This is a genomic window from Falsihalocynthiibacter sp. BN13B15, from assembly GCF_041205415.1.
GTDB classification, from domain to species: domain Bacteria; phylum Pseudomonadota; class Alphaproteobacteria; order Rhodobacterales; family Rhodobacteraceae; genus Falsihalocynthiibacter; species Falsihalocynthiibacter arcticus.
The window spans coordinates 28,402-44,189 of sequence record NZ_JBGFCE010000012.1 but is presented as its reverse complement, the minus strand read 5'-3'; the positions used below and the strand labels follow the sequence as shown (position 1 = coordinate 44,189).

Genomic DNA, 15,788 nt, shown 5'->3' with positions numbered 1-15,788 from the left:
ATTTCAGCAAGAAATCCCGTTCCAGCAAAACTTTCTTCATTTTCGCAAAAATCCTCCTTGCATCCCCCATCCGAGGTTGCTAAATCACCGCCACAGTGCCCCTATAGCTCAGCTGGTAGAGCAACTGATTTGTAATCAGTAGGTCCGCGGTTCGAGTCCGTGTGGGGGCACCATTAAAACACCGGTCAAACACCAAGTTTGCAAGTAATTACCTCAATGAAATGAGGTGCTTGCGCAATCTGTGGTTGGGTTTGACTGGTGTTAGAACGTATCATGAACCTTGTAACGAGACAGTCATTACAAGGATACGATATGCCCCATATTAAGTTCACGGATTCGACGCTCAAGTCGCTGTCCGCCGACAAAACGACTTGGTTCACAGACCCATCATGCAAAGGCTTACGACTCTGCGTCACGAAAAGCGGCGTCAAAACTTGGTACGTCAACAAGTGGGACCCAACATCGCAAAAGACGCGTTCGGTCAAATTGGCCCAATGGGCCAACAAAGGTCCGCATTGCCGATGGGCGAAAGAGCGAGTGGGCAAGATTGCTCATGATATTTCGACAGGCAATGTCCGCACGCGCGAGGAGCATGAGGTTTCGCAGGCTGAATTGGGCATCCCTACATTCCGCAATGCCTTGGAACAGTACATCGAACACCGTACGACAGCGCGTCAGTCAGGTAGGGCTCGTATGATGGAAGGCACCGCGTATGAATACCGTGGGTCATTCAACAAGCATCTTGCTCGTTGGGCAGATGTGCATGTTGACGAACTGCCAATCCTCGAGATCAATCAATACCTGAACAACTTGCAAATCGACACGCCGAACGCGGCCCACCTCGCAGCATCAGTGGCAGGGGCAACTGTTCGTTTCATCAATCGCCTTTGTGCCCTCGCACTGCCGATTCCATCACTGTTGGATGGTACGCGGATGAAGTCGCGCGTTCAAACAGGCAAGCTCGACATGTCTTTGCCTTGGTTGGATCGAAAGAACGAGATCGACGCCATAAAGAATGAGCATATCAGGCTGGCGTGGATGATCACTTGGTACACAGGTTTCCGTGGTCGCTCCTTGCGGGCATTGACGTGGGACAAGGTTGATCTCGATGCTGGCACGGTGACATTCGACAGGTTGAAGCGGCAGGAAATCGAGCGGGAGATCGTGATCGCCGACGACGTGGTCAGGCTGTTTAAACGCCTGCATGTCATTCGGGAGGATGATTGCGATTGGGTGTTTCCGTCACGACGTATGGTTGGCGGCACGCGCGGGCATTTGGATGTGTTGGACCGGTTGCTTCTGACAGCAGCGGGCGATTTACGCCACCTGTGGATGTCAACGGCGCGCGAAGTTGCGCCGCGTCACGTTCATCGGTGGTTGGCGCAGCAGACAATGACTGACGATGATTTGCGCATGCTTGGGCACTACGGCGAGCCGAGCCATGACGAACAGAAGCGGTCAGCAGAGGCGATTGCTTCGGCAATCAACACTCAGTTTAAGGTAGCACCTTCATCCGTTATTGAACCGAAACGTCAGCACGCTTAAACTCACTGACATACGCCTCCATGCCCGGGCCATCGACCTGACCGAGACATGAGGCTGACCGCGTGAGCGACGACTATGGTCGTCAGGAGCAGGAAACGCGGCAGTCATTTGGCATCCATCACAAGGATACCAATATGACTATTGAACAGCTCTCAGAGCAGCTAAAAACTCTGCAAAATGACCTGATACGGTCAAACCCACCACAAGTCATGACAAGCCGCGAGGCTGGACAGTTTCTGAGTGTCACGGACGAAACAATGTTTCGGTGGCGCAAGGATGGTGTCGGACCGTCATATTCTCAACCAAATTCTCGGATAGTTCGATACCTGCACAGCGATTTGGTTGCGTGGATGAAGGAGTATCAGTGATGGGTGGAGCAAATCAAAACAGGTACAAGGCACGTTTCCTCTACAAGGACGAGCTCTTGGTGTTCAACAGGCGGGAGAAGCATATCATTCTCCACGTTGATCACGACGAGGACGACCCAATGGACGATCAGCGCTCGCAAGGCGCTTGGAACAAAGCGCTGAATGGCAAACCATCACCAGACGAACTCGTCGCCGAACTCGAATACCTGCTAGCCTTGCAGCGCGACGACCCAGAGAAATTCCTGCCTAAACCACCGCCCGAAAACCCACGCGATTGGATGGCAGAAATTGCGACGCGCGATTGGTGGGCTGACACGTTCGATGTTGGCCGCGCTCAAATGACTGGGTGGTTCACGGGTCGGTCAACGAAACTCGATGGGATCGTCCAAGAGAAAGTCGGTGATTGGTACGCGCGATTGAACAAGGTGGCGACCGAGACGTCAGAAATGACTATGCAAGGCAAGAAAGTGATAGATAAAAAACGTTTCCTGTACCACGTCCTCCGTCTTGAAGAAGAAGGTTCGGAAATCACAAATGACCAGATCAAACAGATGCTGGCCGCGTGGTATTCGGAGCCGCAGATCATCGACTGGCAAGACCCAAAACCCGGATACAGGGACGCCGCGTTCGATGAAGATAATATCACTCACCGCTTATGCTTTAATGACGCATGTGAATGGTTGGCGGAGGCGCGTGCCAATGACTGGGACGGTATACCGTCGTCATTGCCGCCTGATGGTCAGTGGGAGAAAGCCGTTGGTGCCGAAAAGATGTGGGGCGGGAGCAATGAAGACCCGCACGAATTGAACAAACCGCTCTACTATAAGAAGTACAAAGCCGCGAATAGCTTGGCTTGGGATACAGATTCACGCACCTACGAAATGACCAACCACCGCATCATATCAATCTTGGACGACGACGTCTGGCGCGCTCCCACGGAGCGAGAAGCCAAGGGATGGGACGAAGGTAGCCAATTCTTTTGGGCAGAGCTCAAGCGTGAACGCGATATGGGTGGCATTGTTGGTGGGATCAGGCAACTATAGTTCCGAACACATCGTCCAAAATACGGTTGCGCTCATGGTAGGTCGTGCGACCGATCAGCCATGAACGGATGCGTTTGTAGTTGGCACCTTGGCGGCGCAGTTCGAGTGCAGCAATCATGGTATAGTCAGTTGGTCGTGCATCAAAGGGCATCGGGTCGAGTCCTTTCGGGTTGGTGATCAGGTCGCATCGCGGCGGGCGCGGGCCGCGCCATTGTCGATCATGGATCGGAAAATTTGTGTTGCTTGCCGCGCGGGCATTGTGGGTTCGGGCATTGTCGTCCGTCTCCCTTGGTGTTGATGCAATCAATATACAGGACAGGGACGAAGTGCTGCGACCATAATGGCGGGTAGAAATAACCAAGTTAAAGGTGGTGGGAGACAGAGGCAGTAAATGGCGATGCGGATATACGCGCGCGCATGCGTGTGCATAATAATAATAATACAACGAACCGCGTCTTTCTGCATATTATTATTATTATGCACGCGTGCGCATGCGCGTTGAAGTGCGCATGGTATCCTTGCATTGCCTCGACTGTGCGTCTTGCCACACAACCAGCAGAAGCACGTCCCCTGACCGTATGCACTTGGGCCAACTGATACACAATCATGTGGGCAAGTGCATCAACACATTGATCTTACAGCATAATGCCGACCATAATCCTTGTAACGCACTGCATGTCACAAGGATAACGCGGTATTGCGCCCGACCACCCCTTTCTGAGAGCGACACCCCTCGGACCCGGGCCAATGTAGAAGATCACAATTCTACGAATACACACCACGCCGCGTGCATGACGAAACATGCAGCGAGACTAAGCGTAACCGCCCAAGCACGCGCATCCAGTGAGTCCGCCCCACCACGATACCCGACAATGACGAACGCCCGTCTCTGCGCAAGACAGACAGGCCTGCATCGCGTCCCGCATTCACCCAACCGCTACCTGAAACTTCGGTAACACACACCGCGTGTTCCCTGTATGTTCCATATGTGCGCGCTTGGCCCTTGTCGGCGGGTCGCCCGCACCGGGTTGATCCTTTCACCCGACTCTTTGGGCCCGCCGACAAACCAACAAAGAAGGAATTCGAATGCCCCTACAATCTGTCACGATTCAAACGACTCCGCTTGGCTCCCGCCTGATCGGCGAAGATATCCACACCTTATACCACTTGGATATCCCGATCCCGCACGATGACCTGCACGCCTTGATCATCGCTGCGACCAAAACTTCTGACGAACATCCGCGTGCCGAAATCGCAGGCGTGCTCGCTGACCGCACCGCTGATGGCGTTCGCATCCATGTCGTCGCGAGCACATCCCACTTCGACATCCCATGGCCCATCATCGCGCGAGGTATTCACAGCAAATGACCCGTATCAATCACCGCACCTACCGAGAGCAACGCCAAGCCTATGACAAAATCCGCGATGTGATTGCGGGTGAAGATCGGTTGAAGGCGAAAGGCTCAGTTTACCTGCCACAGCCTGAAGGCATGACCCAAGCTCAATACAACCGCTATCTGACGGGTGGATCATTCTACGCCGTTGCAGAACGAACCTTGCGCGGCATGGTCGGCTCGGTAACGCGCAACGCGCCCATCTTGGAATTGCCTCCACGCATCGAAGCGATGCGCAATGCGGCGACGTTCGAAGGCAACAGTTTCGACGTTCTCTTGGAGGACGTGATGCGCGAAGTTCTGTCTATTGGTCGCATAGCAATGCTGCTCGATTACCCGACAGACGGCGCAGCACCTGCATCGGCCCCTTTCATTTCGACATTCAACGCGGAATCTATACTGGATTGGAAAGAGGAGTTGGTTGGCGGCCGTCAGAAACTGACCTACCTGCGCCTGCACGAAAACAACGACGACTTGGTAGATACGGGCGTCGAGCAACACCTCGTCCTGACCCTTGAGCCCGCCTATACGGTTAAGCGTTTTCACGTTTCAACCAAACGGAACGGTCCTGTCACACAGTCGGTCGAAGAAGTCATGGTCGGTGAGCCGATTTTGCCCACCATCAACGGCGCGCCGTTGTTCGATATTCCCGCAGTCGTTGTGTCCCCCTACAATCTGAAAGCGGACATTGAAAAACCGCCGTTCCTCGACCTCGTGAACGTCAACCTCGCACATTGGCGCAATAGCGCCGATTACTTCTGGTCGCTATACCTGACCTCCCAACCGACGCCTTGGGTTTCAGGAGCGATCAACGAGAAAAACAAACCGACGCAAATCGGCTCGGGTGCGTTTTGGGTTCTGCCTGAGGGCGCGACGGCGGGCATGCTTGAGTTTACCGGCGCAGGCATCGCCGCGCAGAAGACCGCCCTCGACGACCTGACCGCCCAGATGGCAACACTGGGCGCACGCATGGTCTATGACGGCAAGGGGCGCAACGAGACGACGGATACGGCAAAACTCCGTCACCGCTCCGAATTGTCCCTGCTCCACAGCAGCGTGAACATGGTGGAGGCGGGAATCCTCAAGCTCCTGCGACTCGCCGCCGAATGGACTGCCGCCAGCACCGCAGATAATGTTAAACTTGTTCTGCACCGCGACTTCGTGACAGCTCAAATGGATCCCGCCGTTCTGACCGCATTGATCAAGGCTTGGCAGTCGGGCGCGATTTCGCACGACACCCTCCTGATGAACCTCAAGAAAGGCGAAATGGTGGACGCCAATCGCGCTCTGGATGATGAGCGGGACATGATTGAACAAGACGGTGGCGATATTGGCCTGACCCTAATCAGGGGCGGCGCTGCATAAAATGACACTCACCGATCCCGACTATGGTGTGCATCATTCCCGAACGACGCCCGAAGAATTGTTGGTTTTTTCCATCCTGTCCCGTGCAATCCTCGACCTGTTCGGCAGTGTCGGACTGACGGCCAATGAGGACGAGGCGAAGACGGCAAAGCGAGACGCGCTCATATTCTTGACCCAAAAGAGCGGCGGATGGGCGAAACGGCGCAACGAGCTCTGCGAAGCTATCGGTGTTGACGGTGACGACATGCGTGCCCGTGTTGTGCGCGTCTTGGAAGGTGACACCATGGCCCTTGAAACCTATGAAACACGAGGCTCGTTGACCCAAGTTGCCGAGGCGCGTGCGCTTTGGGAATACGAGAAAAGCGCGACTGAACGAGCCCGCACGGCAACCATCGAAGCAAAGCTTTACCGCCGTAAAGAGAAACCCACACGCAAGCAGAATTCCTTCACCAAATACTCGGATGTGCGACCAATTGTTTTCAAACTTCTGGATAGGCCTCGTTCCTTTAAAGACTTGATCATTGCGACCAACGGCGACGTGTCGGACTTCACGATCCGCGAAGTCCTGCGTATCGGCATTCAAAAGGGCGAGGTGATCAAGCCGGAAAACGCTACCTATGTCCTCGCCTCAGTACCTCAAACTGCGGTTGCAGAGGTCACCGTATAGGCCTGAATATCATTTCATAGACAGTGGGTTAGGCTCATCTTGTCTCCTTGTGATGAAGACGGGAGCGGGTTGGGCATGATCCGCTCCCAATCACAAGGACTCAGAAATGGCAGATAATAACGATACCCAAGCCCAAGCTCTTGTTGCAGCACTGGCACCGCAGCTTGCAGCAGCGATCATCCCCCAACTCACCGAACAGGTTGAGACCCAGATCAAGGGCGTTGTCTCGAAGAACGACGAGCTTTTGGACAAAATAGCCAGCATGAAAAACGACGTGGAAATTGCGCAAAGCGGCAAAGCTCACGATGAACTCATGGCGAGCACGAAACGGCTTTTGGAGGCGGCGGATGGCGACATGAAGTCCCGCCTTGCTCCTGACGGGACGTTCAATTCGCGCAAGGCCGGTGACTCCATCAAAATCAAAAGGTCAGATGCGCTTGACGTTCGCGCATATCGGGAGGCGAAATCTCTGGCCGAGAAGGAGGGCGTACCGCTCGAGATCGTCGCCGATCAATGACACCCAAAAAACGCCCTCACAAAATGGCAATGCTCCCGACCGTGAAACGGGAGCATTACTCAAGGGAAATCTTGCTCGGGCGCATTTCGATGTTTCAAGCGGGCAAAGACCTCGACATGTCCGACACGTCAGTGGCGCGGTACATTTCGTCGATCCCAGAGGACGAGAAATTGCGATACTTGGCTGAGGCCATGCACGATGCCAAAGTCAAAACGGCGATGCAGCACGCAGCTATCGTCAACGAGTTTGGTGAGGACACTGACCACGATCTCAAATGGGTTTTGCGCGAGCTCAAGTCGCTACTAGAAGGTGCGAAGGGTGATGAGGATCGCATGATGCAACTCGGTGCGCTGAAAGAATTGCGCCAATCCCTGATGGCTTTGGCCGACCTGCATGGCAAATTAAACAAGAAAATGGACATCCATCTGAACCTGAACGAGAGCCCGCAATTCATCCAACTGCGTCAAATAATCCTGACGGTTCTTGCCCGACATCCCGAAGCGAAGACCGACTTCTTGGAGGAGATGAAAGTCCTAAACGTGATTGACGCGCCGACATGATTGAAGACCCACACCTACTTTCCTTCCTGCAAGGATTGACTGTCTCGCTTGACCCGGTCGAACGGTTTCGGCTCGCCATCGGCGAACCCGATCCTTGGCAACAGACTTTGCTCAAAACTGATCCGCGTTTAAACGAGGAGGACCGAATGGTCCTTGCGTTGTGCGGTCGGCAGTCGGGCAAGTCGACGTCGGCGGGTGGTCTTGGGTATGACGATTTCTCGGTCGGCAAGACTGTGATTTTGACGGCACCATCCCTGCGGCAATCAACTGAGTTATTCCGACGCATCTTGGAATTCAAAAACACCGACCCATTCTGCCCGCCAATCGTGCGGCAGACACAGACCGAATTGGAAGCGCACCCATCGCACGGCGGGCGGATCATAGTTGTGCCTGCAACCGATCAGGCGCGCGGGATGACCGCAGACACCATCATTGCCGACGAGGCGTGCTTTCTTGACGACAACGCACTGACCGCCTTCTTCCCGATGCGGAAGGAGACGGGTCGCATTTTCCTGCTGTCCACACCGAACCTGCGTCAGGGGTATTTCTATGAGACGTGGACGAGCAACAAACAGGTGAAGCGCATTACGGCGCGATCCATCGACATACCGCGCCGAGCATCGCAGGTCGCATTCGACAAGGCCACGATGTCTGACACCACATTCCGGCGTGAACACCTTTGCGAGTTCGTCGGTTCAGGCACACCGCTGATCTCTTGGGACACGCTCGAGAACGCATCCAACCAGAACGTCAAAGCATTGGAGCTCACATGACCGAGTATCAACATCTCCTAGATGGCCGCGTTGTGTTGCCCTCCAATGCGGACCCCGCCGCCGTTGGTATGACCGTCAACGGCTGGGTTCGTCACCATGTCGGCATGGACCTTGGGCGCAATGACCCCTCAGCCATTGTCGCTATTCGTGACGAATGTTTCCCGCAGTTCACAGGGCGCGGGTTTGAACAGGAATTGGGTGAGCGTCGTTGCACCGTCGTGTTTCAGGAGACGGTTCAGCTGTACTCTTACACTGACCTTGCTGACTTCCTCGTTCGTCGCCTCAGTCAAATCCCAAATTGGTCACTTGCCATTGACGCGTCGGGTCTCGGCGCGCCATTCTCATCGACATTGGACAATGCAGGCATTGAGCATTTTGCCGTCGTCATGACCGCTGGCACGAGCTTGTCACGCAAAGGCAAAGACGTGACATGCGCGAAAACACTCCTGCTCGAGAACATGGCCGTGGGACTCGAAACAGGCGTTCTCACTATCGCGCACGACCTCGACGGCAAACAAGACTTGCTCAATGAAATCGCCTCGTTCGAATTAGCGTCAACCTCCGCTGGCAATCTCGTTCTGCAAGGCGGGGGCAGGGGACACCACGCCGACCGCGCGATTGCAACAGCCTTGGCCTATCTCAGCGCAACCCATCTCGACACGTATCAGGGCGGTGAACATCGGCTGCTCGGCTGGGCGTGATGCCATAGAATCGCCAAACTTGCCTGCTAGTCAGCGGGCATGGCACAGAACAAAAACATACCTAGCAACAACCCACTGGTGAAGCGGCACAAGAAAGTCGCGAAGGAACTCGCGGAGCTCCTTCATGACTTGGGTTATGGTACGTTGTTTCCACCAAGCAAAGTCATGTCGGAAAAAGCTCAAATAAAATGGGGCACAAGAAAAACGCGCATCGTCCAGCAAGCGGTAGAATTCGGATTGAAAGTCCCGCAAAAGCTCGTCGATGAGGTGAACCCGCCCCCGGAGCCCAATCCACCCACACCACCTGAAGACACCAGCAAAGCACCGTTCTAACACACCCTCTCGTCGCGTTCGCTGCAATCGCCCGGGTCGATGTGCCTTAAGTTTGACGAGCGACCCGGTTTTTAGGCGATGCTGACGTGGGTCTCGGGATCTTTTGCCCGTTGACGGGCGAAACGTTGCCAGCCACGGTATAGCTCTCGATAACCCAACCACTAGTGATTTTTTAGTTCTGTTTGTGGTGCCCTTCGTGGGAAATCCAACGCCATATGCTGCTTCATATTTCCATTTTTGTGCTGTAGACTACAACCAGTAGTGACAGCCCATAACACACATCCCAGATGTCGACGCGAGCAGGACTTTATGAACTTCAAAGAAAACGAAACTGCACAGAAGTTGGCAGGTGCCTACTACACTCCCAAGAATATTGCTGCGTTTCTGGCTAACTGGGTTGCAGATATTCAGCCAAACAAAGTCCTTGAACCAAGTTGTGGAGACGGAGCGTTCATGGAAGCGTTGTCATCGCTTTGCTCGATGTCTTCTAGCACTAAAGTTTCCGCAATCGATATTGATCCGGTGGCTTTGGCGTCAGTCAGAGAAAAATCTTCGCGTGGCCAATTTGGACAACTCAAAGTCGAATGTGTGCAGCAGGATTTTTTGACGTTCTCTCAAGGTGCAATCGAAACGGGTACCCGATTTGACGCCGTCATGGGAAACCCACCGTTTATTCGATACCAGTATCTTGATGCCGAGCATCAGGCTGCGACCGAAGAGATCTTTCGAGACGCAGGACTGAAATTTACGAAACACACTAATGCTTGGGTGCCCTTCGTGGTGCAAAGCATCCGATTGCTGCGCAGTGGCGGGCGCCTCGGCATGGTAATTCCTTCTGAATTAATGCACGTGATCCATGCCGGTTCTCTCCGTTCATTCCTCAGAAAGGAATGTGAAAATGTAGCGGTGGTTCACTTAGAAGAACTTTTTTCCAGCGAAGTACTCCAAGGCGTTGTTCTGCTACTTGCTACAAAAGCTGGAAAAAGTGACATGAAGTGCGCGGATATTGCATTTCCTAGTGCGAAGAGCGGCGATCTCGTAAACGGATGTGCATCAGCTTTCCAAAACAATCTCCCATATATTTCATCCATTGATCTGGGCGAAAAGTGGATGGAAGGTTTGCTTACTCCAGACGAATTAAAAGTATATTCCAAGGCTCAGAAATTGAGTCAAGTATTCCGCTTTACAGAATTAGCGAAGGCCGAGGTAGGGATTGTCACTGGTGCAAATAAGTTCTTTCTGGTGCCTGATGCGACAGTCACGGAATATGGGCTCCATGAATTTTCAAAACCTATGTTTGGCAGGAGTTCGCATGTAAAAGGAGTGGTGATAGCGAAAGAGAATTTGGTTGAAAACGCTCGGGCTGGTCTACCAACAAACTTCCTCCATTTCCCAAAAATTTCAAAAGACCAATTTCCGCTCAATGTCAGGCGGTATATTGAATCCGGCGAAAAAGATGAACTGCACAAGCGCTTTAAATGCCGAATTCGTGAACCGTGGTATGTGGTACCTTCGGTTTGGGCCGCTGAGGTAGCAATGCTAAAGCGCGCGCACGACACGCCTCGAATAATTCTGAATGACGCGCGGGCGTATACAACCGACACAGCCTACAGGATCACGATCAAAGACCCGAAAGTCGTGTCCGCCCAATGCTTAGTTGCGAGCTTTGTGAATTCACTCACTGCGTTGTCGGCAGAATTAGAAGGTCGCCACTACGGAGGCGGCGTCATTGAACTTGTTCCGTCAGAAATCAAGAGGTTAGTCATTCCTGTATCCACAAATTCCTTGGATACCTTGTCAGAACTGGACGGAATGTACCGTAAAGGTATCAAAGCGACCGAAATAATGAGACAACGTGATGCCATCATCTTGTCCGAAGTTGGCCTGACACAAGAAGAGCAGGATACACTTCACATTGCATGGAAACGCTTAAAAAACCGTCGTCAGAGAAACTAGAAATCAATCAATCTCAATAATGAATGCTCCGCCAGCAATGGCTGGGTTGAATAACCTTAATGTTCCGCCAATTAATCCCGGACGTGAAATTACCGGCTTCGCGTCTTCCCAATGCAAACCAGTGGTATAGTTCCCTTGCCCGGCTTCCCATGCAGGCTTGTGGCTGAGACGCAATTCAAAATCACCTGCGTACACTCCTTGAACCACCAAGGCGAACGTAGCGGAGGCTGTTTCTTTCCCAGGATCAACGGGATCAACGCTCCAAGGCAAATTGCTAAAAACCTTATTCCGAAAGTAAGTGGTTTGATCGATCCGAGCTCCATTGACTTCAAAACGAGCCTGCGTCAGGCGCAATACACCTGATCCGTGACCTACATTGAGTAATTGCAGGTCACCTCTCGGAATATTTGGTTTCTCCCAAACTAGATTACCATAGTGAGGCACAGCTTTGGTTGCTCCCACACCTGCGATAGGCGGTGGAGCAATGACATGTTTCTTCCTGCGAATTTTGAGCTTGGCTGGCCGAACTGACGGCAGATTGATCTTGGGTTTCGGCGAAATTTTACCTTTGTGTTTAGCAACTCCAACAACAGTTTGTGTGGTTTGGTCTCTTTCGTCTTCCAAATGGCCGTTGCCCATAAGCTCAACAATTTGTCGGGCACTCGAAATTTTGAAACAATTCATCGGGAAGCTAACTGGTAAATCGTCAAATTGGTCCAAAAGTGTTGAATGGAAAAGCGCGTCATCATGATTATTCAAATCGAGTTCCAAACGTGCGCCGATCTCGATATTGTTGTGTAGGCCAGCATGTGTAAGATTGGCGCTACCGACTATTGCAAGAGCAGAATCCGGGCCAGAGGCGACAAAGGCCTTAGGATGAAACAATCGGTATTTTGTTGCGGTATCTACCGCGTAAACTTCCGCTCCTGCCTTTAGCAACTGAGAGATTCCTTGGGCGGTTGTAGAGCCATTCCGAATGCCGATAAAGAATCTCGTACAATGGGCAACGGGCAACAAACTTGCAGAGAATGCAAGGACACCTGATGAGTTCAAAAATGCAGACGAAAGCGTAAAACGATTTGCCCAAGGACTACTGAGCAATTTATTAACATGAATTGCATGGACGTCAGCAGCTGTAAGCGGCTGAAAAATCGATGATACCTTGGCCATGAAAATACCTTTCCAAAATTTTTGGAACGGTAACCGATGGTAAGATGGCCTTCCAGTTGAATCCTCCTGATATCTGTCGTCCAACGCATCGAGTTCTTCGGGCTGCCTCACGCCCAAAACTCTCGAGAGGCTCAATTGATCATGATTTTGGGGATCACATGTCGCTCCATCGGAACAGGCGTCCAAAAGGCTATACCGCGAAGGACGCAAACTTCCAGAACGCAATGAGTTGGAGCCAAGTGGTGATGTTGACGCGAAACCGAATGCTTGCAGGAGGCCGAGTGAACGTTTAAGTTGTTTATCGAGTTCCCAAGCCTGAGATGTGGGCTCGATGCCCGCTACCTGCTCCAATGTTACGCCCTTCTACACTCCGTTCAATCGCTCTATGTCGAGCAAAGTATTGCGGAAGTGAAACTTTTGATTCATGTTGGCAGCTATGCGTTAGTATCGAACCAAATAGGTAGCCGAGTTTGCCAGATCAGACTATAAGTACGTATTACCCGAAGAATTTCGTGGACAACCCAAAGTGTCCTCTTGATGATTTTTTTGGCGATCTACTGGAAGCTGCTGGCAAAGTGGGTGAGTTTGAGCGGTTGATGAGGCCGGCCAGTCTTACAGAACTCTCTGATGTGTCAGCAGGTAGCCTTTTGAAATACATGAACGCGGCTACTGACGGCCTCCGGATTGCCCAAGTCGCGCACGAAATGTTGCCGATCCTTTGGGTCTTGGATGGCCAAGGACGAATTCACCTGGCTCTCGAGGAGGTTTATGAAGATACGGTTGGTGGGAGAAAATTTCCATTGGCCAGAGGCATTCAAGTGCCAACCGGCTATTATAAACTGGGGCATCCGTCCCTAATCGAATGTGAAACCAAAAAAGCCCGAATTGGCGGCGAAATACTATATGACCCGGACCCAGAGTATGGTGTTGACGGTTGGGTTATTACCAACAGTTCAGGCCGATTTGGATATGGCTCGCACCGAGTTGAAAAACACCTGCAGAATGTGGCAGACGCATTTTCCGCCTACGGGATCACCGTTGATGTATATTACATTCCATCTGTGTCATGATGAGTGAGGCTATTATGGAATATGACCTAATGACATTGCGGCCGTCCCAAGAGCGTCGGCTGCTATCAACTCTGGATTCCGATATAGGCCGCGACTTATTTCTATCCAAACTCCAAAAATATCTCTCGCCTAACTTTACGGGAGGCGAAGGTGAGAAAGACCAAATAACGTCTTTGGCCACTCGGCTGTCGGCGTTGGACGTTTGGTCCAAAATAACTCTGGATCAACTGACTTTGGTGGCTAACACCAGTAATTTTTTACGCCTGGAGCCATTTGTTGAAGGCTTGCCCGAAAAATTTGCGACGGTATTTGAATCAGATGACTGGACGCCGAGAACGCGTGTTTATACGGGAGGAGGAACACGTGTGTACGCAGGAGGTAAGCGCGATCAATTGATCGAAAAATATGCCAAAGACTTGAGGAGAAAAGTTGGTTTCGAGCCAGATATAGACCTTCTTAAAAGGGTGACAATCGCTTGCGGCCCTAGCATCTATAATAGAAGATTAGCAACTATCACAACAAACATATCCACAGATCTCGAGAAAGTAAAAAACCAATTCTTGATCAAGTCGTTGGGATTGCCAGACAATCCGAATTTAATGACTACGATCCACTCGGTCATCGACCAGCATGGGCGATCAGATAAACACATTGATAGAGCGGTTTTGTATTACTTATTGGTCCGTCAATTTTCTAAAGACAAACAGACACTGCAGTGGCTAGATAAACACTCCAATAAAAGCAAAACGGCGAGGAGCTGGCTAGTTCGCTCATAGGCAGTTGAGGTGCACGGTTCGGTTGAGCTAACCAAAAAATTGCAATTTTATGTTGCCCAATCAACCGAAAACTTGCCTTTTTCGGACATGAATGTGTGTTCAGGAAGTTGCTACCTTACCGTTAAGCCAAGCGTGATGTACCGTTTGCAAGATCGATTTTTTGAGACAACCTCGAGAAAACAATACTCTAAGCGAACCTTGTGACATCCTTGTAACGCGATTTGATGCCTGCGATTTATACTTAGTTTTCAACCCGGTTACATTCTCCCCCAAGGCATTTGTAATCAGTAGGTCCGCGGTTCGAGTCCGTGTGGGGGCACCATTTTTTCTATTTCAGTTTCAATCGCTTGGTCGAAAGTTCATGCTGCGTCCTCTCTGGATTTGCGGCCCTATTTCTGCTGTAGGGGACAAATGGGGGACTTTGAGATGGTTCTCGCGAGTTATCCCTGCTTTTCATTGATAGGTTGCTCGATCAAGAATGGGCGCGATTTTATTCTTGGGTCTAAGAATAAAACTGCGGGCCAAAAAGAGGTTATCAAGGGCGGTGTGGTCGATTGGTGGGTTGATCAGCTATCAATCTATTCAGGGACCATGGGCACATGACTATAAGTGAACAAAAGCAGAAAGAACTGATAGCAGAAATTCTTAAGCGTGCTCTCGGCAACCTTTCCGATTGGCATCCTGCCGAACTTATGCCGGGGGTCGGCCCCCAATATCCTCAAGTGCACTTTGACTTTGAGAAACGACTAAAATCATACTGCGTCAAGGTCAGCTCTATGTTGGAAAACAAACCTATTGATGAGCTTCGAGCCGTTTATCTAAAAAACGGTGAGAGCATCCTTAACCCCCTGACCAGTCCTCAGAGCTTGCATTTTGAGCTTTACTATAACCTGGAACAGCTCAAAAAGTGCCGCCCACCTTGGTTCGGTTCAGGTTGGAGTGAGAGAAATCACCTTTTTGATATCGAATATTGGATGGCAGCACATGTCGTAACAATTAATGAAGCCGCTCTGCTATTGGTTGGTGTTGACCCAAGGAAAACGGATTATGACGCCCTCTTTGGGGCGTACGGAATAGACAATAGAATCGATGAAATTCTTCAATTCCTGGAAGACCGTTTTGAGCTTCTTGTACGAAACTTTGGGGATCCAGAAGACGGCCCGATTTCGATCAAGCTCGCTGACCTTTGTGCGTGGGTCCGTGATAAAAACTTGAGCGTTTCTGACCAATTGAGCGAGGTCATCAAGCGCCGTTTGACAGGCATTCCTAATGAAAAATCTAAGCAAGTAAAAAACACTGACGACAAGCCGTTGCACGGGAACACTCGAGCACTGTTTCAGAAAGTTTTGCTTGTGGTCGCGATTGATCATTATGGCCTCAAGACCCCTAAGGATGCAGCTAAAGCTGCCAAAGCCATTGTTGAGGCTGGTGACTTTGTTGGTTTCAGCATTGATGCCCAAAACCTAACTAAGCTCATCCGTGCGGGATTTTCGCAACTCGACGATGATGTAAAAGCGGAAATGTTGAGAATATACGATCAAAATTAGTAT

General features: G+C 51.4%; 17 protein-coding genes and 1 tRNA gene. 16 read left to right on the top strand and 2 right to left on the bottom strand.

All coding sequences use genetic code 11. The features are described from left to right. Window positions 1–97 precede the first annotated feature (97 nt). The 4 genes from AB9F26_RS17265 (at window position 98) to AB9F26_RS17250 (ending at window position 2,956) form a co-directional block, all read left to right on the top strand. Window positions 98–173: transfer RNA gene (locus AB9F26_RS17265), tRNA-Thr, on the top strand. A 139-nt stretch (window positions 174–312) separates the two neighbouring features. Continuing rightward, the gene (locus AB9F26_RS17260; protein WP_369768593.1) at window positions 313–1,545 is read left to right on the top strand and encodes a tyrosine-type recombinase/integrase; all 1,233 of its coding nucleotides are present in this window, start codon (window positions 313–315) and stop codon (window positions 1,543–1,545) included. A 62-nt stretch (window positions 1,546–1,607) separates the two neighbouring features. Continuing rightward, complete coding sequence (locus AB9F26_RS17255; protein WP_369768592.1) at window positions 1,608–1,913, top strand: helix-turn-helix transcriptional regulator; 306 nt, start codon at window positions 1,608–1,610, stop codon at window positions 1,911–1,913. After that, window positions 1,913–2,956, top strand: coding sequence for a hypothetical protein (locus AB9F26_RS17250; protein ID WP_369768591.1), 1,044 nt, complete (start codon window positions 1,913–1,915; stop codon window positions 2,954–2,956). The genes AB9F26_RS17255 and AB9F26_RS17250 overlap by 1 nt, the downstream gene beginning before the upstream one ends. Here AB9F26_RS17250 and AB9F26_RS17245 read toward each other — a convergent pair. Next, a complete protein-coding gene (locus AB9F26_RS17245) occupies window positions 2,943–3,107 on the bottom strand; it encodes a hypothetical protein (protein WP_369768590.1) in 165 nt (54 codons plus the stop codon). The genes AB9F26_RS17250 and AB9F26_RS17245 overlap by 14 nt on opposite strands. Window positions 3,108–4,042: 935 nt before the next feature. Between AB9F26_RS17245 and AB9F26_RS17240 the strand changes: the two genes are divergently transcribed. The 9 genes from AB9F26_RS17240 (at window position 4,043) to AB9F26_RS17200 (ending at window position 11,222) form a co-directional block, all read left to right on the top strand. Continuing rightward, window positions 4,043–4,324: a hypothetical protein gene (locus tag AB9F26_RS17240; RefSeq protein ID WP_369768589.1), complete on the top strand. Its 282-nt coding sequence runs from the start codon at window positions 4,043–4,045 to the stop codon at window positions 4,322–4,324. Continuing rightward, entirely contained in the window at window positions 4,321–5,715 is a 1,395-nt protein-coding gene (locus AB9F26_RS17235) for a DUF4055 domain-containing protein (protein ID WP_369768588.1), read from the top strand. Before AB9F26_RS17240 ends, AB9F26_RS17235 begins: the two co-directional genes overlap by 4 nt. 1 nt (window position 5,716) lies before the next feature. Then, window positions 5,717–6,382, top strand: a complete 666-nt coding sequence (locus tag AB9F26_RS17230; RefSeq protein WP_369768587.1) for a hypothetical protein — start codon at window positions 5,717–5,719, stop codon at window positions 6,380–6,382. Window positions 6,383–6,488: 106 nt separating this feature from the next. Continuing rightward, complete coding sequence (locus AB9F26_RS17225; RefSeq protein ID WP_369768586.1) at window positions 6,489–6,899, top strand: hypothetical protein; 411 nt, start codon at window positions 6,489–6,491, stop codon at window positions 6,897–6,899. Next, window positions 6,896–7,459, top strand: coding sequence for a hypothetical protein (locus AB9F26_RS17220; protein WP_369768585.1), 564 nt, complete (start codon window positions 6,896–6,898; stop codon window positions 7,457–7,459). The genes AB9F26_RS17225 and AB9F26_RS17220 overlap by 4 nt, the downstream gene beginning before the upstream one ends. Further along, the gene (locus AB9F26_RS17215; protein WP_369768584.1) at window positions 7,456–8,232 is read left to right on the top strand and encodes a terminase large subunit domain-containing protein; all 777 of its coding nucleotides are present in this window, start codon (window positions 7,456–7,458) and stop codon (window positions 8,230–8,232) included. Before AB9F26_RS17220 ends, AB9F26_RS17215 begins: the two co-directional genes overlap by 4 nt. Beyond that, window positions 8,229–8,933, top strand: coding sequence for a hypothetical protein (locus AB9F26_RS17210; RefSeq protein WP_369768583.1), 705 nt, complete (start codon window positions 8,229–8,231; stop codon window positions 8,931–8,933). Before AB9F26_RS17215 ends, AB9F26_RS17210 begins: the two co-directional genes overlap by 4 nt. 39 nt (window positions 8,934–8,972) lie before the next feature. Beyond that, complete coding sequence (locus AB9F26_RS17205) at window positions 8,973–9,266, top strand: hypothetical protein (RefSeq protein WP_369768582.1); 294 nt, start codon at window positions 8,973–8,975, stop codon at window positions 9,264–9,266. 309 nt (window positions 9,267–9,575) lie between these two features. After that, entirely contained in the window at window positions 9,576–11,222 is a 1,647-nt protein-coding gene (locus AB9F26_RS17200) for an N-6 DNA methylase (RefSeq protein ID WP_369768581.1), read from the top strand. A 3-nt stretch (window positions 11,223–11,225) separates the two neighbouring features. Here the strand turns inward: AB9F26_RS17200 and AB9F26_RS17195 are convergent, their stop codons facing one another. Next, window positions 11,226–12,392 carry a phospholipase D-like domain-containing protein gene (locus AB9F26_RS17195; RefSeq protein ID WP_369768580.1) on the bottom strand — a complete coding sequence of 389 codons (1,167 nt, stop codon included), beginning with the start codon at window positions 12,390–12,392 and terminating at the stop codon, window positions 11,226–11,228. Between the two features lie 512 nt (window positions 12,393–12,904). On the opposite strand from AB9F26_RS17195, the gene AB9F26_RS17190 reads away from it, so the two are divergent. The 3 genes from AB9F26_RS17190 to AB9F26_RS17180 all read left to right on the top strand — a co-directional run bounded on the left by AB9F26_RS17190 (window position 12,905) and on the right by AB9F26_RS17180 (window position 15,785). Beyond that, window positions 12,905–13,462, top strand: a complete 558-nt coding sequence (locus AB9F26_RS17190) for a hypothetical protein (RefSeq protein ID WP_369768579.1) — start codon at window positions 12,905–12,907, stop codon at window positions 13,460–13,462. A gap of 14 nt (window positions 13,463–13,476) precedes the next feature. Further along, entirely contained in the window at window positions 13,477–14,238 is a 762-nt protein-coding gene (locus tag AB9F26_RS17185) for a DUF2853 family protein (RefSeq protein WP_369768578.1), read from the top strand. 599 nt (window positions 14,239–14,837) lie between these two features. Beyond that, window positions 14,838–15,785 carry a hypothetical protein gene (locus AB9F26_RS17180; RefSeq protein WP_369768577.1) on the top strand — a complete coding sequence of 316 codons (948 nt, stop codon included), beginning with the start codon at window positions 14,838–14,840 and terminating at the stop codon, window positions 15,783–15,785. Window positions 15,786–15,788 lie beyond the last annotated feature (3 nt).